Source organism: Delftia sp. WSY_16 (assembly GCF_043104415.1).
GTDB lineage: Bacteria > Pseudomonadota > Gammaproteobacteria > Burkholderiales > Burkholderiaceae_C > Comamonas > Comamonas tsuruhatensis.
Genome location: NZ_JBICKS010000037.1, coordinates 260,850 through 286,971 on the forward strand (window position 1 = coordinate 260,850; position 26,122 = coordinate 286,971).

Consider the following 26,122-nt stretch of genomic DNA (forward strand, 5'->3'; position numbering starts at 1 on the left):
CTTTGGTGGATGTGCGGCCAGTGTAGGAAGGGCGGCGGCCTTTGCGGAATGACAATATCGGGCCGGTCCATGCCCGCCGGTTATGGGCTGTCGCCCTGCCCTGAGCAGCAGCCCCCGGCCATAACATGCGTGCATGGCCCGTGTGCCAAATGCCATGGCCCGGCCTGCCGCGCGCGGCCTACAGTGCGGCTGCATGGAGAAACGATCAATGCATGTCTGCATCGTGGGCGCCGGCATCGTCGGCCTGGCAACGGCCTGGGCGCTGCGGCAGGCCGGCCACCGCATCACCGTGCTGGACCGCGCACCGGGCCCCGCCCAGGGCGCCAGCGGCGGCAATGGCGCGCAGCTGAGCTATTCCTACGTGCAGCCGCTGGCCGATCCCGGCATCTGGAAGATGCTGCCCCGCCTGCTGCTGCAAAAGGATTCGCCGCTGGCCTTCCGCCTGCGCGCCGACCCCGCGCAATGGGCCTGGGGACTGCGCTTTCTGGGCGCCTGCAATGCCCATGCCTCGGCCGAGGGCACGCGCGCCCTGCTGGCCCTGGCCGCCGAAAGCCGCCAGGCCTTCGAGTCGCTCCAGGCCGACGAAGCACTGGCCTGCGACCTGCACACGCCGGGCAAGCTGGTGCTCTACCCCACCCAGCAGGCGCTGGATGCCGCCGCGCAGCAGGTGGCACTGCAAGCGGGCCTGGGCGGCGCGCCGCAGCGCATCGTCAACGCCGCCGAAGTGGCGCGCATCGAACCCGCGCTCGCCGGCTACGCCCAGCGCATTGCAGGCGCCGTACACACGCCCAGCGAGGCCGCCGCCGACTGCCGCCTGCTGTGCGAGCAACTGGCCGCCCGGCTCACCGCGCGCGGCGCCGAACTGCGCTACGGCGTGGAGCTGCAGGGCTTCGAGCGCGAGGGCGACGCCGTCACCGGCCTGCGCACCGCCGCAGGCCCGTTGCCGCTGCGCGCCGACCACTACGTGCTGGCCAGCGGCTGGGAAAGCGCGGTCCACGCGCGCCAGCTGGGCCTGCGCATTCCCGTCTACCCGCTCAAGGGCTACAGCATCACCGCCGATGCCGCCGCGCAGCTGCCGCACGCCGCGCCCCGGGTCAGCGTCACCGACACCGCACGCAAGGTCGTCTTCGCACGCATCGGCGAACGCCTGCGCGTGGCCGGCATGGTGGAAATCGTGGGCCACGACACAGGCACCGACCCGCGCCGCATCGCCAGCCTGCGCCGCTCCACGCAGGAGGTCTTCGCCGACCTGCCGCTGGACGGCAACCTCCACCCCTGGACCGGCATGCGCCCCGCCACACCCACCGGCCTGCCCCTCACCGGCCGCCAGCGCGGCGGTCCGCGCAACCTGTGGCTGCAGACGGGGCATGGCGCGCTGGGGCTGACGCTGGCGTTCGGGTCGGCGCAGAGGCTGGTGGGGCAGATGGAGCAGGCCTGAAACCCGCAGGCCTCAACCAGCCAGCAACTCGCGCAAGGCCTTGCGCATTTCCTCGGTCATTGCCCGCGCCAGCACCGACCCCGGCCGCTGGGGCAGGCTCAGTGCATTCACACCCACCGTGATGCGCGGCAGCAGGGGCACGACATGGACCTTGCGGCGGTCGGCGGCCAGGGCGGTGCAGCCGTCCATGATGGCGGCGCCCAGGCCGTACTCGGCCATGGACAGGGCCGCGTGGTAGGTCTGCACGGTGACCACGGGCGACAGGCCCACGCCGTGCTCGCGGCAGGCCTGGCCCAGGCGCATGCCCAGCGGGTCGCGCGCATCGAGAGCGACCACGGGCAGCTCGGCCAGGTCCTTGAGCTCCATCCCCTCTTCGCGCACGCGCGAGGGCGGCAGCAGGCCCTTGGGCAGCACGCAGAACATGTCCACCTCGGCCAGCAGCTCATGCTCCAGCGCGGGCTGGCCCACGGAGCTGATGACGAAGCCCACGTCGGCCTCCTGCAGCAGCAGGGCCGAGACCACCTGGGGCGTGTGCAGCGCCTGCACATGGACCTGCACCTGCGGGTGGCGGCGCCGAAAGCCGGCCACGGCGCGCGGCAGCACCTCGCGGCTGAGCGCGAAGACGGTGAGCACGGTGAGCCGGTCCGCTGCCCGGCCATGGCGCAGGTTGTCGGCCAGACGCTGGACCTCGTCGAGCTGCTCGAACAGCTTCTCGATGTGGGGGAACAGCGCCAGCGCCTCATTGGTCGGCGTGAGCCGCCCGCGTGCGCGCTGGAACAGCGCAAAGCCCAGCTGCAGCTCCGCATGCTGCAGGGTGCGGCTGACGGCCGGCTGGGTGATGTTGATCAGCCGTGCGGCAGCGCTGACGCTGCCGGTCTGCATGACGGCATTGAAGACCTCGATGTGGCGCAGGCGCATGGGCCGTCCTCAGCACGGTCACTCTTGAGCGGACTGCGCGCGCGCCAGCCGCTCGCTTTTCCAGTACACGTCGTCGCCGCCATCCATGCGGTTGAGCACGCGTGCCAGCACGAACAGCAGGTCGGACAGGCGGTTCAGGTACTGGCGCGGCGCGGGCCGCATGGCCTCGCCCTGCTCCAGCGCCACCACCATGCGCTCGGCACGGCGCGCCACGGTGCGGCAGACATGGGCCTGGGCCGCTGCGCGGCTGCCGGCCGGCAGGATGAATTCCTGCAGCCGGGGCAGCTGCGCGTTGTAGTGGGCCAGCGCTTCATCGAGCTGCAGCAGGGCGTCGTCCTTGAGCAGTTCATAGCCGGGAATGGACAGCTCGCCGCCGAGGTTGAACAGCTGGTGCTGCACATCGACCAGCAGCTCGCGCACGTCGTCGGGCAGGGCCTCGCACAGCAGCAGGCCGATGTGGGAATTGAGTTCGTCCACATCGCCCATGGCGTGCGGGCGGCCGCTGTTCTTGGAGACACGCGTGTTGTCGCCCAGGCCCGTGCTGCCGTCGTCTCCGGTGCGCGTGGCGATCTGTGTCAAACGGTTGCCCATGGGGGTTCTCCTTGGCGATGCGGGGGTGGGAAGCCGGACCCGTAACGGCCCAACACCCAATTGTGCGTTACAGGCGGCACGCAAATGTTGTAGCAGGCAACAGCCGGCAAAAGTGCTGGCCCTGCTGCGCTGCAACAGGTGGAATGCAGTCATGTTCCACGTTCGACAAGGAGTTCGACACATGACCTCTCAACTGCGCAAAGTCTCCGGTTTTGAAATCCGCAGCGTGATGTTGTTCGCGGCCATTTCGCTGGGCAGCGTTGCTGCCATGGCGCAGGCTCCGTCCACGGCACCGCAGCCGACGTTTGGCGGCGGCTCGGCAGCAGGCGTGCAATCTGCGCCAGCACCCGCAGCACCAGCGGGCGGCGCCAACGAGGTGCAAGCCGCATTCGACCGCGCCGACACCAACCGGGACGGCAAGCTGAGCAAGAAGGAGGCCGAGGCCCTGCCCGCCGTGAGCAGCAATTTCGCCCAGATCGATGCCGACAAGAACGGATCGCTGTCGCGCGATGAATTCAGCAAGGCTGTCCAGCCGCGCTGACACCCGGATGCCTGGCGGCTGACCCACACGGTTGGGCGACAGGGCCGGTGGTATTCTTTCCGGTTCCCCCTGGAGAACACCGATGAACGCCCCTGTCGCCCCCGTCCGCCTGCAGCCTGACTTCGCTCAGCGCCCCATCCCCGAAGCCTTCCTCCAAGCCCTGGCCCAGCGTTTCGGCGCCCAGTGCTCCACGGCTTTGGCGGTGCGCGAACAGCACGGCCGCGACGAGGGCGCCATCCAGGCGCCCCCGCCTGCGGCCGTGGTCTTTGCCGAAAGCACGCAGGACGTGCAGGACGCGCTGAAGCTGGCCGACCAGCATGCCGTGCCGGTCATCCCCTACGGCGCTGGCTCCTCGCTCGAAGGCCATCTGCTGGCCGTCGAGGGCGGCATCAGCCTGGACCTGAGCCGCATGAACCGCATTCTCTCGGTCAACACCGAGGACCTGACGGTCACCGTGCAGCCCGGCATCACGCGCAAGCAGCTCAACGATGCCATCAAGGACACGGGCTTCTTCTTCCCCATCGATCCCGGCGCCGATGCCTCCATCGGCGGCATGACCGCCACGCGCGCCAGCGGCACCAATGCCGTGCGCTACGGCACCATGCGCGAGAACGTGCTGGCGCTGGAACTGGTCACGGCCAGCGGCGAGCTGATGCGCACCGGCACGCGCGCCAAGAAAAGCAGCGCGGGCTACGACCTCACGCGCCTGATCGTGGGCAGCGAGGGCACGCTGGGCGTGGTCACCGAGATCACGGTGCGCCTGTACCCGCTGCCCGAGGCCGTGAGCGCGGCCATCTGCTCCTTCCCCAGCATCGAGGCCGCCGTGCGCACGGTGATCCAGACCATCCAGATGGGCGTGCCTATTGCCCGCGTGGAGCTGGTGGACGTGAACTCGGTGCGCATGGTCAACGCCTACAGCAAGCTCACGCTGCGCGAGGAACCCATGCTGCTGATGGAGTTCCACGGCTCGCCCACGGGCGTCAAGGAGCAGGCCGAGATGGTGCAGGACATCGCGGGCGAGTTCGGCGGCAACGCCTTCGAATGGGCCGAGCGTCCCGAAGACCGCACGCGATTGTTCACGGCCCGCCACAACGCCTATTTCGCGGCTGTCTCCAGCCGCCCCGGCTGCCGCTGCATCACCACCGACGCCTGCGTGCCCATCAGCCGCCTGGCCGATGCGCTGCTGGACTCGGTGCGCGAGGCCGACGACAGCGGCATTCCCTACTTCCTCGTCGGCCACGTGGGCGACGGCAACTTCCACTTCGGCTACCTGATCGACCCGGACAACGAGGACGAGCGCTCGCGCGCCGAGCAGCTCAACCACCAGCTGGTGTCGCGCTCCATTGCGCTGGGCGGCACCTGCACGGGCGAGCATGGCGTGGGCATCCACAAGATGGATTTCCTGCGCGAGGAAACCGGCGACGGCGCGGTGCAGATGATGCGCTCCATCAAGCAGGCGCTGGACCCGAAGAACATTCTGAATCCCGGGAAAATCTTCAGCCTCTGAGTCCCTCCACCTCGGCTTTCTCGCGCAGGAAGTCGATCAGCGTGGTGATGGCCCGCGTCTGGTAGCGGGACGGCATGTACAGCAGGTACTGGCGCGTGGCCAGAAAGTCCAGGCTGCCGGGCGGCAGCGGCAGGCGCTCAAGCGCGCCGCTGGCCAGTTCGGCCGCCACCATGTAGCGCGGCACCACGGCCACGCCCAGGCCCTGCAGCACGGCATCTCGCAGGAAGTGGAAGTTGGGCGACATCAGGCGCGGGCGTATGCGCAGCTCGGTGGGCCGGGCGCCGTTCATGCCCGCCGTGCGCAGCTTCTGGCCCGTGAGCGCCGAGGTGATCAGCGGCACGCGCTTGAGCGCCAGCAGCGAGTCGGGGTGGCCATGCTGCGCCAGGAACTGCGGCGTGGCGCAGGCCTCGTAGAGGACGTCGCCGAGCTTGCAGGCCACCAGGCTTTCGGGCGGCTCGGTCATCACGCGCACGGCGAAGTCCACCGCGCCCTGCATCAGGTCCTCGATGTCGTTGTCGAAGATCACCTCCAGCGTGATGCCCGGGTGCATGCGCATGAACTCCGTCAGCCAGCCCGACATCTGCAGCTGGCCGTAGCCGCTGGGCACGCTCAGCCGCACGGTGCCCTGCAGGCTCTGGCCCAGGCTGTCCACCGACTCGGCCGCCGCCATGACCTCCTGGCGTATCGCCCGTCCATGCGCGTACAGGCGCAGGCCCAGCTCGGTGGGCTCGACCTGTCGCGTGGTGCGGCGCAGCAGCTGCTGGCCGATCTGGCGCTCGAACTGGTTGAGCCGGTGGCTGACGTTGGCGCGGCTCATGCCCAGGCGCACGGCGGCGCGGCTCAGGTTGCCGGCTTCGATGATGTCCACCAGCAGGGACAGTCCGCCCAGATCCATTGTCAAACCTCAGTACACACAATGTCCATTTTTTAGCACGATTGTCAAAGTCCATAAACGAATGAAGAATGCGGGCCTGCCCGGGCATCACCGGCCCGTTGCGGTTTTCGTGGTTCGACAAGGTTTCGCATGAGTGCTCTCCCCTCTTCCCTGCCGCTGGACGGCGTGCGCGTCCTGGATCTTTCGCGCGTGCTGGCCGGCCCCATGTGTGCCATGGCGCTGGCCGACCTGGGTGCCGATGTCGTCAAGGTCGAGCACCCGGGCCGCGGCGACGACACGCGCGACTGGGGCGTGCGCGTGGGCCAGCGCAACACCTCCTACTTCAACAGCGCCAACCGCAACAAGCGCTCGGTCACGCTGGACCTGCAGGCCGAAGAGGGCCTGCGCATCGCACGCGAGCTGGCGGCCGACAGCGACGTGGTCATCCAGAACTTCAAGGTCGGCGGCGCCGAGAAGCTGGGCCTGGGCTACGAGCAGCTGTCGCAGTTGAACCCGCGCCTGGTGTACTGCTCCATCTCGGGCTACTCGCGCAGCGGCCCCGAGGCCACGCGGCCCGGCTACGACCTGGTGGTGCAGGGCGAGTCCGGCATCATGGCCATGAACGGCGAGCAGGGCCAGGGTCCGCTGAAGTTCGGCGTGGCCGCCGTGGACATGTTCACGGGCATGTACTCGGCCCAGGCCATCCTGGCCGCGCTCTACGAGCGCGAGCGCAGCGGGCGCGGCCGCCATGTGCAGATGGCCCTGTACGACTGCGGCCTGATGATCACCAGCTACTACGGCATGGAGGCCTTGCTCAAGGCCGGCGACCCGCCCAAGTTCGGCAACGCCCATCCGTCCATCGTGCCCTACGGCGTGTTCGAGGCGGCCGACGGCCCTCTGGTCATCACCGTGGGCAACAACGGCCAGTTCCAGCGCTTTTGCACCGACGTCATCGCCAAGCCCGAGTGGGCCGCCGACGAGCGCTTTGCCACCAATACCGCACGCTCGGCAAACCGCGATCTGCTGATGCCGCTGGTGCAGGCCGAGCTGCTGCGCTTCACGCGCGCCCAACTGCTCGAATGCCTGGCGGCCGCGCAGATTCCCTGCGGCGAGGTGCTGGGCCTGTTCGAGGCCCTGAACTCGCAGCGCACGGCCGACGCCGGCCTGCTGCACCGCTTCGAGGACAGCGAGGCCGGCAGCCAGTCCGTGCTGGCCCCGCCCTATGCGCTGGACGGCCAGCGCCTGCCCGTGCGCCGCCCGCCGCCGCACCAGGGCGAACACACCGACGAGGTGCTGCAGCAGCGCCTGGGCCTGGACGAACAGGCCCGCGCCGCGCTGCGCGCCAAAAACATCATCTGAGAGCGCGCAGACGTTCCCACCCAGACCGCTCCACGGCTCTCACTTCCACCCCTTCCCGCTTGAGGAGACATATGACTTCCACCCCCTTCCAGGCCTCGCGCCGCCAGATCCTTTCCGCCGCCTGCGCCACCGCCATCGCCACGCTGGCCCCCGCCGCACGGGCCCAGAGCCAATGGCCCGACAAGCTGATCAAGCTGACCGTGGCCTTCCCGCCCGGCGGCCCCACCGACACGGCCGCGCGCATCGTCGCGCAGCGCCTGACCGAGCGCCTGGGCCAGACCATCGTCATCGACAACCGCCCCGGCGCCTCGGGCTCGGTGGGCACGGCGGCCTTCATCAAGTCGCAGCCCGACGGCTATTCGCTGTCCATGTTCGGCATGCCCGCGCTGCTGGCGCCCATGCTGTTCAACAACAACCTGTACGACGTGCGCAAGGACTTCCTGCCCGTGGCCACGGTCTATGACCTGCCCATGGCCATCGTCATCAACCCGCGCGAGCTGCCGGACGTGACCAACCTGCAGCAGCTGATCGAGCACGCCAGGAAGGCCAAGCCGGCGCTGAACTACACCAGCTCGGGCACGGGCAGCTTCGGCCACCTGTCCATGGAGCAGCTCAAGGACCTGGGCGGCTTCGACATGCAGCACGTGCCGTACCGCGGCAGCGCGCCGGCCGTGACCGACCTGATCGGCGGCCAGATCGCCGTGATGTTCGCCGACGTGGTCGCGGCCCTGCCCCACATCCAGGCCGGCAAGCTGCGCGCCATTGCCGTCAGCTCGCAAAAGGCCAAGCAGCTGCTGCCCAATGTGAAGTCGGTGGCCGAGCAGGGCTTCCCCGGCTTCGACGCCGACACCTGGGGCGGCCTGATCGCCCCGCTGAACACGCCTCCCGCCGTGGTCCAGCGCCTGAACCAGGAGCTCAAGCTCATCCTGGCCGAGCCCGAGCTGCAAAAGAAGATGCTGGCCGCAGGCGCCATCGCCACCTACCAGGACGGCGCGGCCATGAAGGCGCGCCTGAATGCCGACTTCACGCGCTGGAGCAAGATCGCGAAAGACAAGAACATCTCTTCGCAGTAAGAACACAGAGCGCCCCACGATGCGCCTTCAGGGCATGCCGCAAGGCATGCCCTTTTTTGCTTTTTGACCCCGCCATCCGCAGCGTGCGCCAGGTTTCGCTGCCGGGCCGCCCCAAGGCGAAACGCGGCCCCCTCGGGGGGCGCCCGGCCAGGGGCAGCGGACCATGCGAAGCAGGGGGAGCGTGGGGGCTACTTCGACAGATCCATGATCATGCGCGTGGCCAGGTACAGGCGCGGCACGATGGTGTTCAGCTGCACATACTCCGCATCATTGGAGTGCGCGCCGTAGCCGCTCAGGCCAAAGCCCTCGATGACGGCACCCTTGGCCTTGAGTGCCGCAAACGCCGCGTCGGTGCCGCCGCCCGTGGCCTTTTCCATCACGCTCATCTTCAGGCCCAGCTCATCGCTGTAGATGGTCTGCGCCTGTTTGGCCAGGCTGCGCGAGGCCTCGTTGGCCTCCAGCGGCGGGCGGCGCACCTCGAACTTGAGCTGCACCTTGCTGGCGTCCAGCAGCTTGTGGCCCACCTTGGCCTGCATGGCCTGCTCCAGCGCCGTGAAGTCGGCCACGCGCAGCGCGCGGGCGTCGGCCTGGGCCGTGGCCTCGGCGGGAATGACGTTGCGGTTGGTGCCGGCCTTGGCCACGGTCCAGTTGAGCTTGAGGCCGGTCTCGGGCTTGGACAGGTCCTTCATCTGCAGCAGCTGGTGCGACAGCTCGTACAGCGCGTTCACGCCGTCCTCGGGCTTGGCGCCCGCGTGCGAGGCCTTGCCCTCGACCTTGAGGTAGGCCGCGCCGATGCCGCTGGTGGCCAGGCGCACGCCGCCGTCGGTGCCGCCGCCTTCGAACGAGAAGACCGCATCCTGCTCGGCGCCCATGCGCGTGATGGTGCTGCGCGCGCCGGGCGAGCTGATTTCCTCGTCGCTGTTCATCAGCACGGTCAGCGTGCCGTAGTTGTCGAAGCCCAGCTGGCGCAGCATGGCCACGGTGTGCAGGATCAGGGCCACGCCCTGCTTGTCGTCGGCAATGCCCAGGCCGTAGGCGCGCTCGCCGTCGATGCGAAACGGCTGGTCCTTGAGCATGCCGCGCAGGTAGACCGTGTCCATGTGGGCGATCAGCATGATGCGGCTGGTGCCCTTGCCCTTGAACTCGGCATGCACCATGGGGCCGATCTTCTCGGGCGTGTCACCCAGCCGGTAGACGTCGGTGGGCTGCAGGATCTCGACCTTGCCGCCCTGCTCGCGCAGCTTGCCGGCCACGTAGTTGGCGATCTGCTCCACGCCCTCCATGTCCTTGCTGCCCGACTCGATGTGCACCAGGTCGCGCAGCGTGTCCAGCAAGGGCTGCTGGTGCTTTTGCGCCAGCGCCTGGATATCGGCCTTGGGCGCAGCCAGGGCACTGCCGGACAGGCCGGCCATGGCAAGGGCCAGCGCCAGCGGGGCGCTGCGGAACATGAGGGAAAGCGGTGCGAAGGCGGAACGCATGGACAGGTCTCCTGTGTTGAAAAAGTTGTGCCTGCACGATAGCAGGCGCCGCGCAGGGCGCACGCAATTGGCGTGCCTGTTTTGTCCATCTCTGCGCCCAAAGCAAAGGCCCCGCAAGCCTGGGCCTGCGGGGCCTTGTGGGGAGCGCGACCCGGTATCAGCCCGCGCTCAGCGCCATGCCGCTTTTCCGGCTCACGCCATCGCCCACGACCACGGCCGACACCACGCTCAGCACCAGGGCAATGGCCGATCCGTAGAACACGCCGTGGCTCATGCCGTGGTCCAGCATGTAGCCGAACACCGGCGCGGCCAGGCAAAAGCCCAGGTCCAGGCCCGAATACACCGTGCCGTAGACGCGACCGGTGGCGCCGGGGGGCGCGGCGCGCTTGATCAGCATGTCGCGCGAGGGGCCGGCCAGGCCCGTGCCCAGGCCCGCGATGGAGGCCACGGCCACGGCCGCCATGGCCGGCAGCCAGCCCGTGCCGACCAGGAACAGCGCAACACCCGAGCCCAGCATGCAGATGGAGATCACCTTCTCCAGCCGCTGCACGCGGCCCACGAGGAAGCCACCGGCCAGCATGCCTGCCGCGCCGCACAGCATGTAGCCCGTGACGATCAGCGCCGTCACGCTCAGCGGCAGTCCGTACATGGACTGCATGGCGGGGCTGGCAAAGCTCTGGATGGCGCTGAGCGCGCAGGTGCTCCAGAAGAAGAACGAGAAGCACAGCCAGACCGAGGGCAGCTTCAGGAAGGCCATGGGATGCTCCTGCGGCACGGCGGCCGCAGCGGCACGCGCCGCCGGGGCCAGGGCATCGGCCGCACGGTCGTCCAGCGCCTCGCGGTTGAGCACCATGATGGTGAGGATGACGGCGGCCAGGGCCGCGCCGCACAGGCAGGCCAGGCGCCACGAGCCCGTGGCCGTGGTGATGCCCGCCATGAACAGCGGCGCCAGCGCCCAGCCGATATTGCCCGACAGGCCGTGCACCGAGAACGCATGGCCGATGCGCTTGGCCGACACGCGCTTGTTGAGGATGGTGAAGTCCACCGGGTGGAAGGGCGCATTGCCCAGGCCCGCGAAGAAGGCCGCCAGCAGCAGCATTCCATAGCCCTGTGCCAGGCTGGCGACCACGCCCGCCACGGTGAAGCTGCCCAGCGCCGCAAACAGAATGGGGCGCGCGCCGAAGCGGTCCACGGCAAAGCCGGCCATGGCCTGTCCCACGCCGGAGACCACGAAGAACAGCGACACCATCACGCTGAGCTCGGCATAGCTGTAGCCGAACTCGGCGATCAGCCACGGGAACAGCGGCGGCAGCAGCAGGTGGAAGAAATGCGAGGAACCATGCGCCAGGCCGATCAGGCCGATGGTGCGCACATCGCTGCGCAGCGGGTCCGGCGCCACGGCGTCCGGCATGGAAGAGGAAGAGGCGGTCATGGGCCGCATCTTAGGCAGCAGCGTTTCGTCTTGTATGCGATAGTCTGCCAACTTCTATCGCAAACATGCCAATGCCTGTCTCCACGCACGGCACCCCTGCCGACACTCTTGCCGACACCCTGCCCAGCGCCTGCCCCGCAGCCGCACTGCGGTCGGTGCGCAGGGCCCGGCCGATGGAGCCGGTGGAGGCCCTGCATCCGCACCTGTTCGTGCCCACGCCCCAGCGCCCCGTGCGCGCCAAGCAGCATCGCCTGTCGGCACGCACGCGCGTCATACCGCACAGCCACAGCTGGGCACAGATCGCCATCTCGCTGGACGGCGTGCTGCACCTGTCGGCCCCCCAGGGCACGCTGATCGCCCCACCCTCCAAGGCCGTGTGGATTCCGCCCGGCCTGGTCCACGCCGTGGCCATGGTCGAGGAAGCCGATCTCGTCTCCATCTACGTGCTGCAGGACGATCCGGCACAGGGCCCCGTACTGCCGGACCTCCCGTCCTGCGGCGTGGCCTGCAACCCGCAGGACTGGGCACGCTGCCGCGTGCTGGAGGTTTCGCCGCTGATGCGCGAGCTGATCACGGCCCTGCCCAAGCAAAGCGATGACCAGCCCGCCCCGGACGCCGCCACCCTGCAGCGCGAGCACCATCTGAGCGCCCTGCTGCTGGAAGAGCTTCGCCGGGCCAGCGAAGTCCACCTTGGCGTGAACATGCCCCAGGACAAGCGGCTGCGCATGCTCTGCGAGGCCGTCGTGGCCGACCCCACCCAGCACGAGAGCCTGGCCGACTGGGCGGCAGACACCGGCGCCAGCCCGCGCACCGTGGCCCGGCTGTTCCAGCAGCAGCTGGGCTGCAGCTTCACCACCTGGCGCCAGCAAGTGGTGCTGGCCCACGGCCTGAGCCTGGCCGCGCGCGGCCTTCCCATACAGCAGATCGCGGCCGAGCTGGGATACAGCCCCAGCGCCTTCAGCGCCATGGTGCACCGCACGGTGGGCATGCCTCCGGCACGGTTCTTCGGGCAGCAGGCCGGCTCCGCTGCCCACAGGGTCGGATCAGGCGCTGTATCGCGGCCGACCAGGGAATGACAGGGAGCCATCGCCTCTTCGCGATAGCTGATCCGATATAGGGTTTGCCTAAGGCCAGCCCATGGAATAGGGCGGCGCCCTGCGTGCTCTTATGCCGCATGATCTCCACCGCCGAGTCGCGCTACAACCAGTGGGTGCGCGAGCACTACCGATTCCTGCTGCGCAGCGCCTGGGCGCTGACCGGCTCGCGCGCGCTGGCCGAGGACGTGGTGCAGGACTGCTTCACCAGCGCCTGGCGCTTTCGCCACCAGCTGCGCGAGGCCGCAATGGCGCGGGCCTGGCTGTTCCAGATCATGCGCCGCCATGCCTTCCGGCACCTTGCGCCATCGGCCCATCTGGTCAGCGATGACGAGGCACTGGACCAGCATCCCGCCCCCTCCCCCTCGCCTTCGGCGCTGGATGACCGGCTCGACGTGGTCAAGGCGCTGTCGCGCATCGCCCCCATCCACCGCGAGGTGCTGGTGCTCTATTACTTCGACGACATGCCCACGGCCCAGATGGCAGAGGCCCTGGACATTGCGCCGGGCACGGTGCTGTCGCGCCTGTCACGCGCCCGCGATGCGCTGAAGGCGGCCCTGGAGCAGGCCGCCCCGGCGCCTGCTCCAGAGACTGCCAGCGTGATCCCGCTGCGCCCCACCCCGCTGCGCGCCACCCGATAGCAAGGCTTGAAATGACTGCCCCGGACACGACCGACGAATCGGCCTTCGACCTGCGCGCACGCGCCGAACTGGCCCTGGCCTTCGACCCCGGGCCGCACGGCGAGCCGCCCGCCCATCTGCTGCGCCACACGCCCTGGCATGCGCGCAGCGGCGTGCGCCGGCTGATCGCCGCGCTGCTGGTGGGCAGCTCGGCCGCCACCGCCGTATTCGCCATGCGCCCGCCCGAGCTGGTGCGCGCCGCCATCGAGCACGAGTACTACGAGCGCACGCTGCGCGGCAGCTTCATGCCCGAGGCCGAGGTGGCGCGCCGCCTGGACCTGCCGGCCGGCGAGAAGCTGCCCGGCTACACCCAGCTGATGCGGCCCTGCGACATCGACGGCACGCGCGCCTACCACCTGACCACCTTCTTCGAGAAGGGCGGCATCGTCACCGTGCTGGCCTTCGACCAGCCCCAGCGCCTGGCCGATGGCCAGGGCTGGTGGGCCAACATGCACTGGCAGGTCGTTCGCTCGCGCGAAGGCCGGCCGCTGGTGCTGGTAGCCCAGAAGAAACAGGCCCTGGCCGTGGCCAGCAAGGCCCTGGGCACCCCTGCCCCATGAGATGCCCCATGACACGCCCCATGACAACCACCACGAGGAGACACCCATGAACCACTTGCCGACATCGCCCACCTCCCCCGCGCGCCGCAGCCTGCTGGCCGGCAGCGCCAGCGCACTGGCCGCCGCAGGCCTGGCCGGCCTGCACCAGGGCGCACTGGCCCAAGCCCAGTCCCAGGCACCCGCAGCTGCGGCAGCACCGGCGGCCAAGCCCCTGCCCGGCTACGCGGGCTGGAAGAAGGCCGATGCCCTCATCGTCCACAGCTCCACCACCATAGAGACGCGGCGCGGCGCCTTCGGCACCAGCGTGATCACGCCCAGCGACCAGCTCTATGTGCGCAACAACCTGCCCACACCGCCCGAATCCATCGTGGCCGACCGCGATGCCTGGCAGTTGCAGGTGGGGGGCGTGCGCCAGCCCCGCAGCCTCAGCGTGCGCGAGCTCAAGTCCCTGGGCCTGGAGACCGTGGCCATGGTGCTGCAGTGCTCGGGCAATGGCCGCGCCTTCTTTCCCAGCAAGCCCAGCGGCACGGCCTGGACCGTGGGTGCGGCCGGCTGCGTGGTCTGGAGCGGCGTGCCCGTGCGCGAGGTGGTCAACGCCCTGGGCGGCGTGGCCGACGGCGGCCTCTACATGACCGGCACGGGCGGCGAGGTGCTGCCTGCAGGGCTGGACCCCAAGAGCGTCATCGTCGAGCGCTCGGTGCCGCTGTCGGCCATGGAAGACGCGCTGCTGGCCTGGGAGATGAACGGCGAGCCCATCCCGCTGGCCCATGGCGGGCCGCTGCGCCTGATCGTGCCCGGCTACACCGGCGTGAACAACATCAAGTACATCAAGCAGCTGGCCTTCACGCCGCGCGAGAGCGAGGCCCACATCATGTCCCACGGCTACCGCATCTCGCCACCCGGCAGCAAGGGCGACCCGAGCCAGCCCTCGGTGCAGGAGATGAGCGTCAAGTCCTGGATCAACTCGCCCCTGCCCGAGGACGGCGGGCAGGCCGCCGGCCTGGTGCAGATCCACGGCGTGGCCTTTGGCGGCATGGACGCCGTCAAGGGCGTGGAGGTGTCCACGGACGGCGGCAAGAGCTGGCAGGCCGCGCGCCTGGTCGGCCCCGACCTGGGCAAGTACGCCTGGCGCCAGTTCGTGCTGCAGGCGCGCCTGCCCAAGGGCACGCATGTGCTGGCCAGCCGCGCCACCGACGCGCGCGGCCGGGTCCAGCCCGAGACGCGCGGCGAAAACCAGAGTGGCTACAACAACACCAGCTGGGCCGACCACGCCGTGACCGTCACCGTGGCCTGAACACGGCCCGCGCGCTCATCCCGCCCCCTTCTCTTCACTCCCGTCACCTCCCGCACACGGCGCCAGACCGTGGCGGGCCCGTACCCCCATTGCCATGTTCACGATGAAACACCTGATCCACACCGCCCTGCTGGGCAGCACTTTGCTCGGCAGCGCCCTGCTGTGCGCCCCCGCCTTTGCCGATGAAGCGGCCCAGATGGCCCTGGGCAAGAAGCTGTTCGCCACGGCCACGCCCGCCTGCGCGCTGTGCCACACGCTCAAGGACGCGGGCGCCGAGGGCGCCATCGGCCCCGTGCTCGACGAGCTGCAGCCCGATGCCGCGCGCGTGGCCCGTGCCCTGCGCGACGGCATAGGCGCCATGCCCTCATTCAAGGCCACGCTCAGCGAGGCCGAGATCGCCGCGCTGTCGCTCTACGTGAGCAAGGCCAGCGCGAAGAAGTAGGCGGCACGGCCCCTCACCGCCGTTCCTGCAGCTCCCGCAGGGCCTTTTCGTAAGGCGTTTCCTCGGGCTCGGGAACATGCACCACGGCCTCGCCGGCACCGCCCAGCGGCATGCGGTAGACCCAGAGGCTGTGCCGGCCCGGTCCCTGGCGCTGCCAGGAGGGCTCCACGCCGGGCAGCGCAAAGTCCAGGCTGACCAGCCAGGCGCCCTCGGGCAGCTCCGTGGCGGCCTTGACGGCTGCACGGCCCATGCTTTCAGGGCGCTGGAACAGGTAGACCATCTGGTAGCCGCTCCAGTCGGCCAGCCAGATATCGGCGCGGCGCACGCGGGCCCAGGGGCAGCGCAGCGCGCACAGCCAGCGCAGCGGCCAGCTCCACTCCATGCCGTTGAGCCGCGCCTGCGGGTACTGCCCGCGCAGCGCGCGCAGGCCGTCGCCCAGGCCGCAGCCGGCATCGAGCACGGCCGCGCCGTCCGGCAGCGGCGCGGCATCGGCCAGGCCTTGCAGCGCATCGGCGGGCGTGGGAAACAGCGGCGCATCGCGCCAGGCGTTGAGCGGGTAGACCAGGGCGAGCAGGCCCAGCGCCGCCAGCCACAGCCAGGGGCTGATGGCGGCCAGGCCGCCCGGCCCCCACAGCATCAGGCAGGACAGCGGAAAGCCCGCCGCCACGGCCAGGCGCCGCCACCAGGGCGTGGCCAGCAGGCTGGCGAGCACGCCCAAAAAACAGGCCGCCAGCCAGGCGGCCAGCGGCCCTAGGGTCGATTGCAGCGCGGCGTACACAAGCCAGGCGCCTGCCCAGGCAAGAAGGGCCGGGGCCGGCCAGGGAAGGCGCCGCATCATGCGCGCCCTCCGGCCGGGAGCCGCTTATTGCTGTTGCAGTGCTTGCGAGGTGGCACGGTCGAGGCGGCCGGTCTGCGGCAGGCTCTGGTCGCGCTGGAATTCGCGCAGGGCGTTCTGGGTGTTCTTGCCCATGGCGCCGTCAGGCGTGCCTGCGGTGTAGCCCAGGGCATTGAGCTTTTGCTGCGCGGCGCGCAGCGACATGCCGGCGGCATTGGCGCCCGGAGCCGATGTCTGCGACGGTGCGGCACCGCCGTCCACGCCCAGGCGTCCACCGCCGCCCAGGCCCTGGCCCTTGACGGTCTGTGCCTTGTAGTTGCGCAGCGAGCGCACCATCTGGTTGTAGGCGTCCATGAAGGCGGCGGCGATCACCTTGCCTTCGGCCGTGCGTGTGTAGCCGCCCAGCGAGGCGCCGGCGGAGCCGCCGAACAGCGCGCCCATGCCGCCCCAGTCGGTCTTGGAAGACGAGCCTTCGGAAGCCGACACCTGCACGCCCGAACGGTTGTCCACCAGGGCCAACATGACCGAGGCCTCGCGGGTCTTGGTGGCTGCAGCCAGCGCGCCGAAGATGCCGCCAGCGCGGCCGCCGATGGCGCCGCCCATGCCGCCGGCATCGCTCTGGTTGAAGATCACTTCGGGGGACAGACCGTAGTCGGAGGCCACCATCTGGCCCTTGCCCAGGTTGCTGCCGCCGCGCATTTCGCCCGAGTCCATCAGCGCGCGTTCACGCGCCATGGCGCCCATGCCGGCCGCGCCGCGTTCCACGACGATGAAGCAGTTGGACTGCTGGATCATCAGGCGCAGCAGCTGCGAGGTGGGCGGCAGGCGGTACTGCTGGGTGAGGATGGTGTACCAGCCGGCGGTCTGGTTCTCGACCAGGGAGATGGTGCCCAGCGAGGAATCGCAGCGCTCCAGCTCGGTGTTGGCGTTCTCGGCGCTGGCACCGCCCGCGGCGCCCGTGGCCACGGTCTTGGCTTCCGGCGAACCCATGCGCATGTCGGTGGTCACGCAGCCGGTCAGCGCCACGGCAGCGATGGCAGTCAGGGCAAGATACTTCTTCACGTTGTAATCCTCTTGGTCTGGTCTAGGTGAATCAGCGCCAGGGCAATGGCGTCCACGCACTGGCAGCGTCGCCAGTCAGCGATTACACACAATTACCCCGCATAACAGCGCGCAAATATACCGGGATTCACCCTCGCGAAAAAGCGCTGCTTTGCTGGAGAACGACAGATCACAGACGGTTACAAGCTGTTGTCATCACTCGGGTGCGTCGCCGCGCAAACGTTCGATCAGCCCGTTGAGCGCATCGAGCGAGCCGAACTGGATCGCCACTTCGCCCATTTCCTGCAGCTTGCCGCCCCGGCGCACGGACTTCTTGATGCGCACTTCGACATCGGCCATGAGCAGGTCGGACAGCTCTTCCTCCACGCGCTTGATGTCGCGCGTCTTGCCTTCCTTCTTGGACTTCTGGCGCACCAGGCTGAAGTCGGCGCCGATCTTCTTGACCAGGGCCTCGGCCTCGCGCACCGACAGCTTCTTGGCCGCGATCTGGTTGCCGGCCGTGATCTGGGCCGCGCGGTCCAGCGACAGCAGGGCGCGCGCATGGCCCATGTCGATGTCGCCGGCCATGAGCATGGTCTGCACCGGGTCGGCCAGGTTCAGCAGGCGCAGGATGTTGGTGGCCGCGCTGCGCGAGCGTCCCACGGCCTGGGCCGCCTGCTCGTGCGTGAGGCCGAATTCCTTGACCAGGCGCGACAGGCCCTGGGCCTCTTCCAGCGGGTTGAGGTCCTCGCGCTGGATGTTCTCGATCAGCGCCATGGCGGCGGCGGCCTCGTCGGGCACCTCGCGCACCAGCACCGGCACCTCGGCCAGGCCGGCGATGCGGGCTGCGCGAAAGCGCCGCTCGCCCGCGATGATTTCGTATTTGCCGGCGTGCTCGCCCTTGGCCAGGCGGCGCACCAGAATGGGCTGCATGATGCCCTGGGCCTTGATGCTTTCGGCCAGCTCGTAGAGCGCGCCCTCGTCCATGTGGGTGCGCGGCTGGTACTGGCCGGGCACCATCACGTCCAGCTGCAGGATGCTGGGCAGCCCGGTCTCGGCCACGGGGCCGCCGGCCTCTTCCTTGTCGTGGACCTTGGGGCCGAGCAGGGCTTCGAGTCCGCGTCCCAGTCCCTTGGGTTTCTTGGTCACCATGGTGTTGTCCTTGTCAAAGCGATGCCAGCAGCGCGTGTCCGCTGTCCCAATCGCCCAGCCCGCTGGCCGTGTTGAGATGGCCCGAAGGCCCTGCATCGACGAATCGTGCGCCCCAGGCATCGGCCATGGCTTGCACGCGCTGGGCGCTGCAGTAAATGTCGTTGTCGCTGCCGACCACGATGGAGGCAAACGGCAGGCGCTGCATCATCACGGGCGACCAGCCAGGCAATTGCTCGCGCAGCTGGGGCTGCTCGGTATCGCCGGGGGCGACCAGCAGCGCGCCACGCACCTTGCGGGCGGCCAGCGGCGAATGCGCAGCCCACCACGCCACAAGGATGCAGCCCAGACTGTGCGCCACCAGCACCACGGGGCGCGGCGCGTCGAGCACCGTCTCCTGCAGCCTGGCGCTCCAGTCGCCGCGCAGCGGACGGTCCCAGTCGTTTTGCTCCAGGCGGCGGTAGCCGTGGCGCTGCTCCCAGCGGCTTTGCCAGTGGTCGGCGTCCGAGTTCTGCCAGCCGGGCAGCAGCCAGACGTCCTCGGCAGCCCACCCGGTCGGCACGCCCTGCCCTGCCGTTTCATGTGAACCTTGCATGGCTACATCTTCTTGATGCGGCGCACCATCTCGTGCGCGAAATCGATGAAGGCCTTGCTGCCCTTGGCGCCCGGGTCGAAGACCACGCCAGGCACGCCATAGCTGGGCGCCTCGGCCAGGCGCACATTGCGCGGGATCACGGTGTCGAAGACCTTGTCGCCGAAGTGCTCCTTGAGCTGGTCGCTGACCTGCTGCTGCAGCGTGGTGCGCGGGTCGAACATCACGCGCAGCAGGCCGATGATCTGCAGGTCGGGGTTCATGTTGGCATGCACCTGCTTGATGGTGTTGACCAGGTCGGTCAGGCCTTCGAGCGCGAAGTACTCGCACTGCATGGGCACGACCACGCCATGGGCCGCGCACAGGCCGTTCAGGGTGAGCATGGACAGGCTGGGCGGGCAGTCCACGAGCACGAAGTCGTAGTCGGCATCGGCCGCCCTGAGGGCGCCCTTCAGACGCTCGTTGCGGCGCTCCAGCGTGACCAGCTCGATCTCGGCGCCGCTGAGTTCGCGGTTGGCGCCCAGCACGTCATAGCCCACGGCCTCGGAGCGCACGGCGGCTTCCTTGACGCTGGCGTTCTCCAGCAGCACGTCGTAGACCGACAGCTCCAGCGCGCGCTTGTCCACGCCCGAGCCCATGGTGGCATTGCCCTGGGGGTCCAGGTCGATCATCAGCACGCGCTGGCCGATCTTGGCCAGGCCCGCAGCAAGGTTGACGGCGGTGGTGGTCTTGCCGACCCCACCCTTTTGATTGGCGACACAGAAGATTTTGGCCATGGTATTTACACGCTTATTTGGCGATGGCCAGCTTGAGGCCAAAACCGATCAGAAACACGCCCGCAGTCTTTTCGAGAACCCGGGAAACCGCAGGATTGGCGCGCATGCGCTCGGCCAGATGCGCGGTCAGCAGCACCACGATCAGGCAATAGAGAAAGGTCAGAGCAGCCACCGTGGCCGCCATCACCGCGAACGTGAGCAGGCCCTGGTGGCTTGCGGGATCCACGAACAGCGGGAAGAAGGCCATGTAGAACACGATGGACTTGGGGTTCATCAGGGTGATCAGGCCAGCCTGGCGAAAGTAGTGGCGCGGCTCGATGTGCAGCACGGGCTTTTCGCCGGGCCTGGCCGTGAGCATCCTGAAACCCAGCCAGCCCAGGTAGGCGGCGCCCAGCCACTGCACGGCATGGAAGGCCGCGGGATAGGAAGCCAGCAACGCGGCCACGCCCGCCACCGCCATCCAGATCAGTACCTGGTCGGCCGCCAGCACGCCGGCGCAGGCCGCCATTCCGGCACGTATGCCGCCCTTGCCGGTGGAGGTGATCAGCGCCAGATTGCCCGGCCCCGGAATCAGCAAAAACAGAAGAATGGCAACAACGAATGCGCTGAAATCGGAGATGCCGAACATGCTGACCCCTGAGCGATGAAAGCTGGGAGTTTATGCGAGGGCCATGGCCAGCGCATGGGGAACATGGCCCCGCCGCAACGCGGCAGTGTGCCATTCGGTAAAAAAATCAGGCTGCAGCAGTGCGCAGCCAGAGGATGCAGCGCTCGGCATCGAGGCCCGGCACCTTCAATGGTTCCACGTGAAACACCTGCACGTCGGCAGGCAGCGCGGCGATTTCCTCGTCGGGGTGCTTGCCCTTCATGGCCAGCCAGGTGCCGCCCTCCTCCAGCGACTGGCGCGACCAGCTGGTGAAGTCCGCCAGCGAGGCAAAGGCCCGGCAGCTGATCAGCGGATAGCGCGTGGTCAACTGCTCCACGCGGCTGTGGATGCCGCGCAGGTTGGGCAGGCGCAGAGTGGCCGCCGCCTGCTGGATGAAGGCCGCCTTCTTGCCCACCGTGTCCACGCAGTGCACGTCGATCTGCGGGCAGCAGACGGCAAAGACCACGCCGGGCAGGCCGCCGCCCGATCCCACGTCCAGCATGGCGGTGCGCCCTGCGCGCGCAGGCATCTGGGCCAGGTGGCGCTGCAGGGGCGGCACGGCGGCCAGGCTGTCGAGCAGGTGGTGGGTCAGCATTTCCTGCGGATCACGCACTGCCGTGAGGTTGTAGACCTTGTTCCACTTGCCCAGCAGGGCCTGGAATTCCATCAGCGTATCGACCTGGGCAGGGGAAAGCTCCAGGCCCAGCGCCCGCAGGCCGGCCTCGAGAGGAGCGCGCAGTTCCTGGCTCATGCGGATGCCTCCTCGCCCTTCGCGTCTGTCACATCAGGGGCAAAGCCGCGGAAGCCCCCCTTCTTCAGGTGCACCATGAGCAGGGAGATCGCCGCTGGCGTCACGCCCGACATGCGCGATGCCTGGCCCAGCGTCTCGGGCCTGTGCTTTTGCAGCGACTGGCGCACCTCGAAGGACAGGGCCGGCACCTGCATATAGTCCAGCTCGGCCGGCAGGCGCAGGTTCTCGAAGTGGGCGGCGCGCTGCACCTCGTCCTTCTGGCGGTCGATGTAGCCTGCGTACTTGGCCGCGATCTCCACCTGCTCGACGACGGAGGCGCTGAGATCGCCCAGCACCTCGGGCTGCACATCGGCCGAGGCATAGCGGCCCTCGTTCAGGCTCATCAGCTTGCCGTAGCCCACATCGGGGCGGCGCAGCAGGTCGAACAGGTTGTATTCACGCTCGATGGACTTGCCCAGCACCCGCTCCGATTCCTCGGGCGCGACGATGCGCGGATTGACCCAGGTGGACTTCAGGCGCTCTGTTTCACGTGAAACAGCATCGCGCTTGCGGCTGAAGGCATCCCAGCGCGCATCGTCCACCAGACCCATGGCGCGGCCCGCCTCGGTCAGGCGCATGTCGGCGTTGTCCTCGCGCAGCTGCAGACGGAACTCGGCGCGGCTGGTGAACATGCGGTAGGGCTCGGTCACGCCCTTGGTGATCAGGTCATCGACCAGCACGCCCAGGTAGGCCTCGTCGCGGCGCGGCAGCCAGGCTTCCTGGCCGCGGCACTGCAGCGCGGCGTTGAGGCCTGCGAACAGGCCCTGGGCCGCCGCTTCCTCGTAGCCGGTCGTGCCGTTGATCTGGCCCGCGAAGAACAGGCCCTGGATCTGGCGCGTCTCGAAGCTGCTCTTGAGCGAGCGCGGATCGAAGTAGTCGTACTCGATGGCGTAGCCGGGGCGCAGGATGTGCGCGTTCTCCAGCCCCTTCATGCTGCGCACCAGTTCGTACTGGATGTCGAAGGGCAGGCTGGTGGAGATGCCGTTGGGATAGAACTCGTTGGTGGTCAGGCCTTCGGGCTCCAGGAAGATCTGGTGGCTTTCCTTGTCGGCAAAGCGGTTGATCTTGTCCTCGACGCTGGGGCAGTAGCGCGGGCCCACGCCCTCGATCTTGCCCGTGAACATGGGGCTGCGGTCAAAGCCGCTGCGGATGATGTCGTGCGTGCGCTCGTTGGTGTGGGTGATCCAGCAGGGCATCTGGCGCGGGTGCATGGCCGCATTGCCGATGAAGCTGAACACGGGCAGCACGCCTTCGTTGACACCACCGGGCATGCCGTCGCCGGGCTGCTCCTCGCACTGCGAGAAGTCGATGCTGCGGCCATCCAGGCGCGGCGGCGTGCCGGTCTTCAGGCGGCCCTGGGGCAGCTGCAGTTCCTTGAGCCGCGACGACAGGCTGACGGCCGGCGGGTCGCCCGCGCGGCCTGCCGCGTAGTTGTTCAGGCCCACGTGGATCTTGCCGTCCAGGAAGGTACCCGCCGTGAGCACCACGGTGCGGCTGCGAAAGCGCACGCCCACCTGGGTGACGGCACCCACCACGCGGTCGCCCTCGACCATGAGGTCGTCCACCGCCTGCTGGAACAGCCACAGGTTGGGCTGGTTCTCCAGCATGTCGCGGATGGCGGCCTTGTAGAGAATGCGGTCGGCCTGGGCGCGCGTGGCACGCACGGCCGGGCCCTTGGAGCTGTTGAGGATGCGGAACTGTATGCCGCCGATATCGGTGGCCAGCGCCATGGCGCCGCCCAGCGCATCCACTTCCTTGACCAGATGGCCCTTGCCGATCCCGCCGATGCTGGGATTGCAGCTCATCTGGCCCAGGGTCTCGATGTTGTGGCTGAGCAGCAGCGTCCTGCAGCCCATGCGCGCAGCGGCCAGCGCGGCCTCGGTGCCGGCGTGGCCGCCACCGACCACGATCACATCAAATTCCTGTGGGTACAACATGCTTATCACTCCGGGGGCCTGCCCGGCCCAAGCCCCCGACACGGAGCACTCACGCTCCGGCGCTCATGGCAGGTGGCCCTCGTTCATGTAGCGAGGGGAACCCAGCGGGGAACCCGCGATTTTCCCACCTTTGCCGCACCAGTGCCTTGCAAGGGGTCGGCCAGCCCTGCCACCGGGCCGGTACTCTGCCGGTGTTCCACGTGAAACAGGGCGGCGGGCGGCGGCATTCTCCGCAGGATGCTGCGCGCCGCCGCCCGCAACGCGGCCCGCTTGCAAGAAACATGTGCAGGGCCTGTGATGCAATGGCGGCCATGCAGATCCTCATCTTCGCGGGCAGTACCCGCCAACAATCGCACAACCGGCGCCTGGCCGCCGCCGCCGCCGACATGGCGCGCGAACTGGGCGCCCAGCCCACGCTGCTGGAGCTGTCGGATTTCGACATCCCCATGTACAACGCCGACCTGGAGGCCAGCGGCACGCCGCCCGACGTGCTGCGCTTCAAGGCCGCGCTGCACAGCCACCCGGCCTGGCTGATCTGCTCGCCCGAGTACAACGGCAGCTACCCTGCCCTGCTCAAGAACGCCATCGACTGGGCTTCCAGCCCCGTGGCCGGTGATCCGGTCTGGTCCGATGGCACCCTGCCCTTTCGCGGCAAGGTCGTGGGCATGGCCAGCGCCTCGCCCGGCGGCCTGGGCGGCCTGCGCGCCCAGTCGCACCTGGCGCCGCTGCTGCTGAACCTGCAGTGCTGGCTGGCGCCCGTGAGCCACGCCGTGGGCCAGGCAGGCCAGGCATTCGACGACGCCGGCCGCCTGCAGCGATCACAGGACCAGCAGGGCATGAAGGCCGTGCTGGAACAGGTGCTCTGGGCTGCACAGCGCCTGTCGGCCTGAACCCTGGCGCCAGCGCGGTCCCATCATGCGCAGCCCCGCCACATGGGGTTAGCATGGGCGCTTGTCTTTCTTACCCTGATCGGAAGCCATCCACCATGAAGCTCTACTACAGCCCTGGCGCCTGCTCTCTGTCTCCCCACATCGTCCTGCACGAGGCAGGCCTGGCCTACGAGCCGGTCCTGGCCAGCACCAAGACGCACAAGCTGCAGGACGGCACGGACTACTACGGCATCAACCCGCTGGGCTATGTTCCCTTCCTCGTGCTCGACGACGGCGACACGCTGCATGAAGGCCCGGCCATCGTCCAGTACCTGGCCGATCTGGTCCCCGAGAAGAAGCTGGCCCCGGCCAACGGCACCATGGCCCGCTACCACCTGCAGGAGTGGCTGAACTTCATCGGCACCGAGCTGCACAAGGGCTTCGGTCCCCTGTTCAACCCCGCCACACCCGACGACTACAAGCCCGTGGTGCGCCAGCGCGTGCTGGACCGCCTCAAGTGGGTGGACGGCGAGCTCAATGGCCGCGACTACCTGATGGGCGAGCAGTTCACCGTGGCCGACGCCTACCTGTTCACCGTGACGGGCTGGGCCCAGTTCGTGGGCGTGGACATCTCCGAGCTGACCAACCTCCTGGCCTACCGCGAGCGCGTGCTGGCCCGCCCTGCCGTGCAGGCCGCGATGAAGGCCGAAGGCCTGCTCAAGTAAGCAGCGCCGCGCTGCGGCGCTCAAGGCCTGACGGGGCCGGCTGGTGTGGAACCGGCCGGCCCTTTGTCTTTGGTGCCTGCGGCGCAGGCCTGGCGCCTGCGGATGCGCGACTGCACCTCGGCGGGTGCCGCGCGCATCTGCCGGGCCATGCGGCATGCGGGCGTCGCCTGCACGACAGCGCGCAAATCCCTGGCCTGCACGATTGATTCCATGGGCGTAATCTGTGCCGTACGCCGCGCCGCCCGCACAGGTGGCGCTTTTGCTTCACGCACAGAAAGCCCCGTTGCATGACCTCTCTGTTCGATCCCATACAGGCTGGCGAACTGCGCCTGCCCAACCGCATCGCCATGGCGCCGCTGACGCGCAACCGCGCACCCCAGGCCCTGCCCAACGACATCATGGTCACCTACTACGCCCAGCGCGCCAGCGCCGGCCTGCTGATCAGCGAAGGCACGGCCATCAGCCACCAGGGCCAGGGCTATGCCCATGTGCCGGGCCTGTACGGCAGCGAGCAGCTCGACGGCTGGAAGCGCGTGACCGACGCCGTGCACAAGGAGGGCGGGCGCATCGTCACCCAGCTGTGGCATGTGGGCCGGGTCTCGCACACCTCGCTGCAGCCCGAAGGCCAGGCGCCCGTGGGACCGTCCCCGGTGGCGGCCAGATCCAAGACCTATGTGATCGACGAGGACTCGGGCAAGGGCCAGTTCGTGCCCACCTCCGCGCCGCGCGCGCTCGCCCAGCAGGAGCTTCCCGCCATCGTCCACAGCTTCGCCGTGGCCGCGCGCAATGCCGTGGAGACGGCCGGTTTCGACGGCGTGGAGCTGCACGGCGCCAACGGCTACCTGCTGGACCAGTTCCTCAAGACCGGCGCCAACCGGCGCGATGACGACTACGGCGGCAGCATCGAGAACCGCGCCCGCCTGCTGCTCGAATGCACGCGCGCCGCCGCCGATGCCGTGGGCGGCGGCCGCGTGGGCATCCGCCTGTCGCCCGTGACGCCGGCCAACGACATCGCCGATGCCGATCCCCAGCCGCTGTTCGAATACGTGGTGCGCCAGCTGGCGCCGCTGGGCCTGGCCTACATCCACATCATCGAAGGCTCCACCGGCGGCCCGCGTGAATTGCCGGACCGGCCCTTCGACTACGCGGCCCTCAAATCCGCCTACCGCCAGGCCGGCGGCCAGGGCGCCTGGATGGTCAACAACGGCTATGACCGCGACATGGCCCTGCGCGCCGTGGAAAACGGCCACGCCGATATCGTGGCCTTCGGCAAGGCCTTCATCTCCAATCCCGACCTGGTCCACCGCCTGCACGACGACCTGCCGCTGAACCCCTGGAACTCCAGCCTGTTCTACGGCGGCGGCGCAGAGGGCTATATCGACTACCCGTTCGCGCGCCAGGCCTGATTTGCGGCGCTGCAAAGCAAAAAGCCCGCAGGCATGGCCTGCGGGCTTTTTTCGTTCGCGCGATTCACGGGGTCA

Annotated in this window: 26 protein-coding genes; 13 read left to right on the forward strand and 13 right to left on the reverse strand. The window is 68.9% G+C overall.

Annotated features, from left to right (window positions below):
- The first annotated feature begins 208 nt into the window (after nt 1–208).
- Nucleotides 209–1,438 carry a D-amino acid dehydrogenase gene (locus ACF8O7_RS19160; RefSeq protein WP_392444060.1) on the forward strand — a complete coding sequence of 410 codons (1,230 nt, stop codon included), beginning with the start codon at nt 209–211 and terminating at the stop codon, nt 1,436–1,438.
- A 12-nt stretch (nt 1,439–1,450) separates the two neighbouring features.
- Here ACF8O7_RS19160 and ACF8O7_RS19165 read toward each other — a convergent pair whose 3' ends face one another.
- Nucleotides 1,451–2,356: a LysR substrate-binding domain-containing protein gene (locus ACF8O7_RS19165; protein WP_016452275.1), complete on the reverse strand. Its 906-nt coding sequence runs from the start codon at nt 2,354–2,356 to the stop codon at nt 1,451–1,453.
- An 18-nt stretch (nt 2,357–2,374) separates the two neighbouring features.
- Nucleotides 2,375–2,947, reverse strand: coding sequence for a cob(I)yrinic acid a,c-diamide adenosyltransferase (locus tag ACF8O7_RS19170; protein WP_017405705.1), 573 nt, complete (start codon nt 2,945–2,947; stop codon nt 2,375–2,377).
- Between the two features lie 181 nt (nt 2,948–3,128).
- Between ACF8O7_RS19170 and ACF8O7_RS19175 the strand changes: the two genes are divergently transcribed.
- On the forward strand, nt 3,129–3,488 hold the full coding sequence (locus ACF8O7_RS19175) for an EF-hand domain-containing protein (protein WP_043789497.1): 360 nt from the start codon (nt 3,129–3,131) through the stop codon (nt 3,486–3,488).
- 82 nt (nt 3,489–3,570) lie between these two features.
- Nucleotides 3,571–4,995, forward strand: coding sequence for an FAD-binding oxidoreductase (locus ACF8O7_RS19180; RefSeq protein WP_392444029.1), 1,425 nt, complete (start codon nt 3,571–3,573; stop codon nt 4,993–4,995).
- Here the strand turns inward: ACF8O7_RS19180 and ACF8O7_RS19185 are convergent.
- Entirely contained in the window at nt 4,985–5,890 is a 906-nt protein-coding gene (locus ACF8O7_RS19185; protein WP_392444031.1) for a LysR family transcriptional regulator, read from the reverse strand. The genes ACF8O7_RS19180 and ACF8O7_RS19185 overlap by 11 nt on opposite strands.
- A gap of 129 nt (nt 5,891–6,019) precedes the next feature.
- Here ACF8O7_RS19185 and ACF8O7_RS19190 point away from each other — a divergent pair, with 129 nt between their 5' ends.
- Nucleotides 6,020–7,228, forward strand: coding sequence for a CaiB/BaiF CoA-transferase family protein (locus ACF8O7_RS19190; RefSeq protein WP_061287540.1), 1,209 nt, complete (start codon nt 6,020–6,022; stop codon nt 7,226–7,228).
- A gap of 71 nt (nt 7,229–7,299) precedes the next feature.
- Nucleotides 7,300–8,301: a tripartite tricarboxylate transporter substrate binding protein gene (locus ACF8O7_RS19195; RefSeq protein WP_012202001.1), complete on the forward strand. Its 1,002-nt coding sequence runs from the start codon at nt 7,300–7,302 to the stop codon at nt 8,299–8,301.
- Nucleotides 8,302–8,489: 188 nt separating this feature from the next.
- Here ACF8O7_RS19195 and ACF8O7_RS19200 read toward each other — a convergent pair whose 3' ends face one another.
- Nucleotides 8,490–9,779, reverse strand: a complete 1,290-nt coding sequence (locus tag ACF8O7_RS19200; RefSeq protein ID WP_012202000.1) for a M20/M25/M40 family metallo-hydrolase — start codon at nt 9,777–9,779, stop codon at nt 8,490–8,492.
- A 157-nt stretch (nt 9,780–9,936) separates the two neighbouring features.
- A complete protein-coding gene (locus tag ACF8O7_RS19205) occupies nt 9,937–11,211 on the reverse strand; it encodes an MFS transporter (RefSeq protein WP_047217604.1) in 1,275 nt (424 codons plus the stop codon).
- A gap of 65 nt (nt 11,212–11,276) precedes the next feature.
- Here ACF8O7_RS19205 and ACF8O7_RS19210 point away from each other — a divergent pair, with 65 nt between their 5' ends.
- From ACF8O7_RS19210 to ACF8O7_RS19230, 5 genes are all read left to right on the forward strand, one after another.
- Complete coding sequence (locus ACF8O7_RS19210; RefSeq protein WP_392444034.1) at nt 11,277–12,287, forward strand: AraC family transcriptional regulator; 1,011 nt, start codon at nt 11,277–11,279, stop codon at nt 12,285–12,287.
- A gap of 98 nt (nt 12,288–12,385) precedes the next feature.
- The gene (locus ACF8O7_RS19215) at nt 12,386–12,946 is read left to right on the forward strand and encodes an RNA polymerase sigma factor (RefSeq protein ID WP_047472170.1); all 561 of its coding nucleotides are present in this window, start codon (nt 12,386–12,388) and stop codon (nt 12,944–12,946) included.
- An 11-nt stretch (nt 12,947–12,957) separates the two neighbouring features.
- A complete protein-coding gene (locus ACF8O7_RS19220) occupies nt 12,958–13,545 on the forward strand; it encodes a hypothetical protein (RefSeq protein ID WP_016447298.1) in 588 nt (195 codons plus the stop codon).
- A 46-nt stretch (nt 13,546–13,591) separates the two neighbouring features.
- Nucleotides 13,592–14,839 carry a sulfite oxidase gene (locus tag ACF8O7_RS19225; RefSeq protein ID WP_392444036.1) on the forward strand — a complete coding sequence of 416 codons (1,248 nt, stop codon included), beginning with the start codon at nt 13,592–13,594 and terminating at the stop codon, nt 14,837–14,839.
- Nucleotides 14,840–14,933: 94 nt separating this feature from the next.
- Nucleotides 14,934–15,281 carry a cytochrome c gene (locus tag ACF8O7_RS19230; RefSeq protein WP_017405076.1) on the forward strand — a complete coding sequence of 116 codons (348 nt, stop codon included), beginning with the start codon at nt 14,934–14,936 and terminating at the stop codon, nt 15,279–15,281.
- Between the two features lie 13 nt (nt 15,282–15,294).
- Here ACF8O7_RS19230 and ACF8O7_RS19235 read toward each other — a convergent pair whose 3' ends face one another.
- The 8 genes from ACF8O7_RS19235 to mnmG all read right to left on the reverse strand — a co-directional run bounded on the left by ACF8O7_RS19235 (nt 15,295) and on the right by mnmG (nt 23,047).
- The gene (locus ACF8O7_RS19235; protein WP_016452286.1) at nt 15,295–16,119 is read right to left on the reverse strand and encodes a hypothetical protein; all 825 of its coding nucleotides are present in this window, start codon (nt 16,117–16,119) and stop codon (nt 15,295–15,297) included.
- Between the two features lie 24 nt (nt 16,120–16,143).
- Nucleotides 16,144–17,178 carry a peptidoglycan-binding domain-containing protein gene (locus ACF8O7_RS19240; RefSeq protein ID WP_016447294.1) on the reverse strand — a complete coding sequence of 345 codons (1,035 nt, stop codon included), beginning with the start codon at nt 17,176–17,178 and terminating at the stop codon, nt 16,144–16,146.
- Between the two features lie 195 nt (nt 17,179–17,373).
- Nucleotides 17,374–18,309, reverse strand: coding sequence for a ParB/RepB/Spo0J family partition protein (locus tag ACF8O7_RS19245; RefSeq protein WP_016447293.1), 936 nt, complete (start codon nt 18,307–18,309; stop codon nt 17,374–17,376).
- A 13-nt stretch (nt 18,310–18,322) separates the two neighbouring features.
- A complete protein-coding gene (locus ACF8O7_RS19250) occupies nt 18,323–18,901 on the reverse strand; it encodes an alpha/beta hydrolase (RefSeq protein WP_212645598.1) in 579 nt (192 codons plus the stop codon).
- 2 nt (nt 18,902–18,903) lie between these two features.
- Nucleotides 18,904–19,674 carry a ParA family protein gene (locus ACF8O7_RS19255; protein WP_016447291.1) on the reverse strand — a complete coding sequence of 257 codons (771 nt, stop codon included), beginning with the start codon at nt 19,672–19,674 and terminating at the stop codon, nt 18,904–18,906.
- Between the two features lie 13 nt (nt 19,675–19,687).
- Nucleotides 19,688–20,302, reverse strand: coding sequence for a LysE family transporter (locus tag ACF8O7_RS19260; protein ID WP_043789502.1), 615 nt, complete (start codon nt 20,300–20,302; stop codon nt 19,688–19,690).
- 106 nt (nt 20,303–20,408) lie between these two features.
- Nucleotides 20,409–21,071 carry a 16S rRNA (guanine(527)-N(7))-methyltransferase RsmG gene (gene rsmG, locus ACF8O7_RS19265; RefSeq protein WP_016447289.1) on the reverse strand — a complete coding sequence of 221 codons (663 nt, stop codon included), beginning with the start codon at nt 21,069–21,071 and terminating at the stop codon, nt 20,409–20,411.
- The gene (mnmG, locus tag ACF8O7_RS19270; protein WP_016447288.1) at nt 21,068–23,047 is read right to left on the reverse strand and encodes a tRNA uridine-5-carboxymethylaminomethyl(34) synthesis enzyme MnmG; all 1,980 of its coding nucleotides are present in this window, start codon (nt 23,045–23,047) and stop codon (nt 21,068–21,070) included. The genes rsmG and mnmG overlap by 4 nt, the downstream gene beginning before the upstream one ends.
- A 302-nt stretch (nt 23,048–23,349) precedes the next feature.
- Here mnmG and ACF8O7_RS19275 point away from each other — a divergent pair, with 302 nt between their 5' ends.
- From ACF8O7_RS19275 to ACF8O7_RS19285, 3 genes are all read left to right on the forward strand, one after another.
- Nucleotides 23,350–23,937: an NADPH-dependent FMN reductase gene (locus ACF8O7_RS19275; protein ID WP_017405070.1), complete on the forward strand. Its 588-nt coding sequence runs from the start codon at nt 23,350–23,352 to the stop codon at nt 23,935–23,937.
- A gap of 95 nt (nt 23,938–24,032) precedes the next feature.
- On the forward strand, nt 24,033–24,641 hold the full coding sequence (gene gstA, locus ACF8O7_RS19280; protein ID WP_013799958.1) for a glutathione transferase GstA: 609 nt from the start codon (nt 24,033–24,035) through the stop codon (nt 24,639–24,641).
- A gap of 287 nt (nt 24,642–24,928) precedes the next feature.
- Nucleotides 24,929–26,047, forward strand: a complete 1,119-nt coding sequence (locus tag ACF8O7_RS19285; protein WP_126311542.1) for an alkene reductase — start codon at nt 24,929–24,931, stop codon at nt 26,045–26,047.
- The last annotated feature ends 75 nt before the right edge of the window (nt 26,048–26,122 follow it).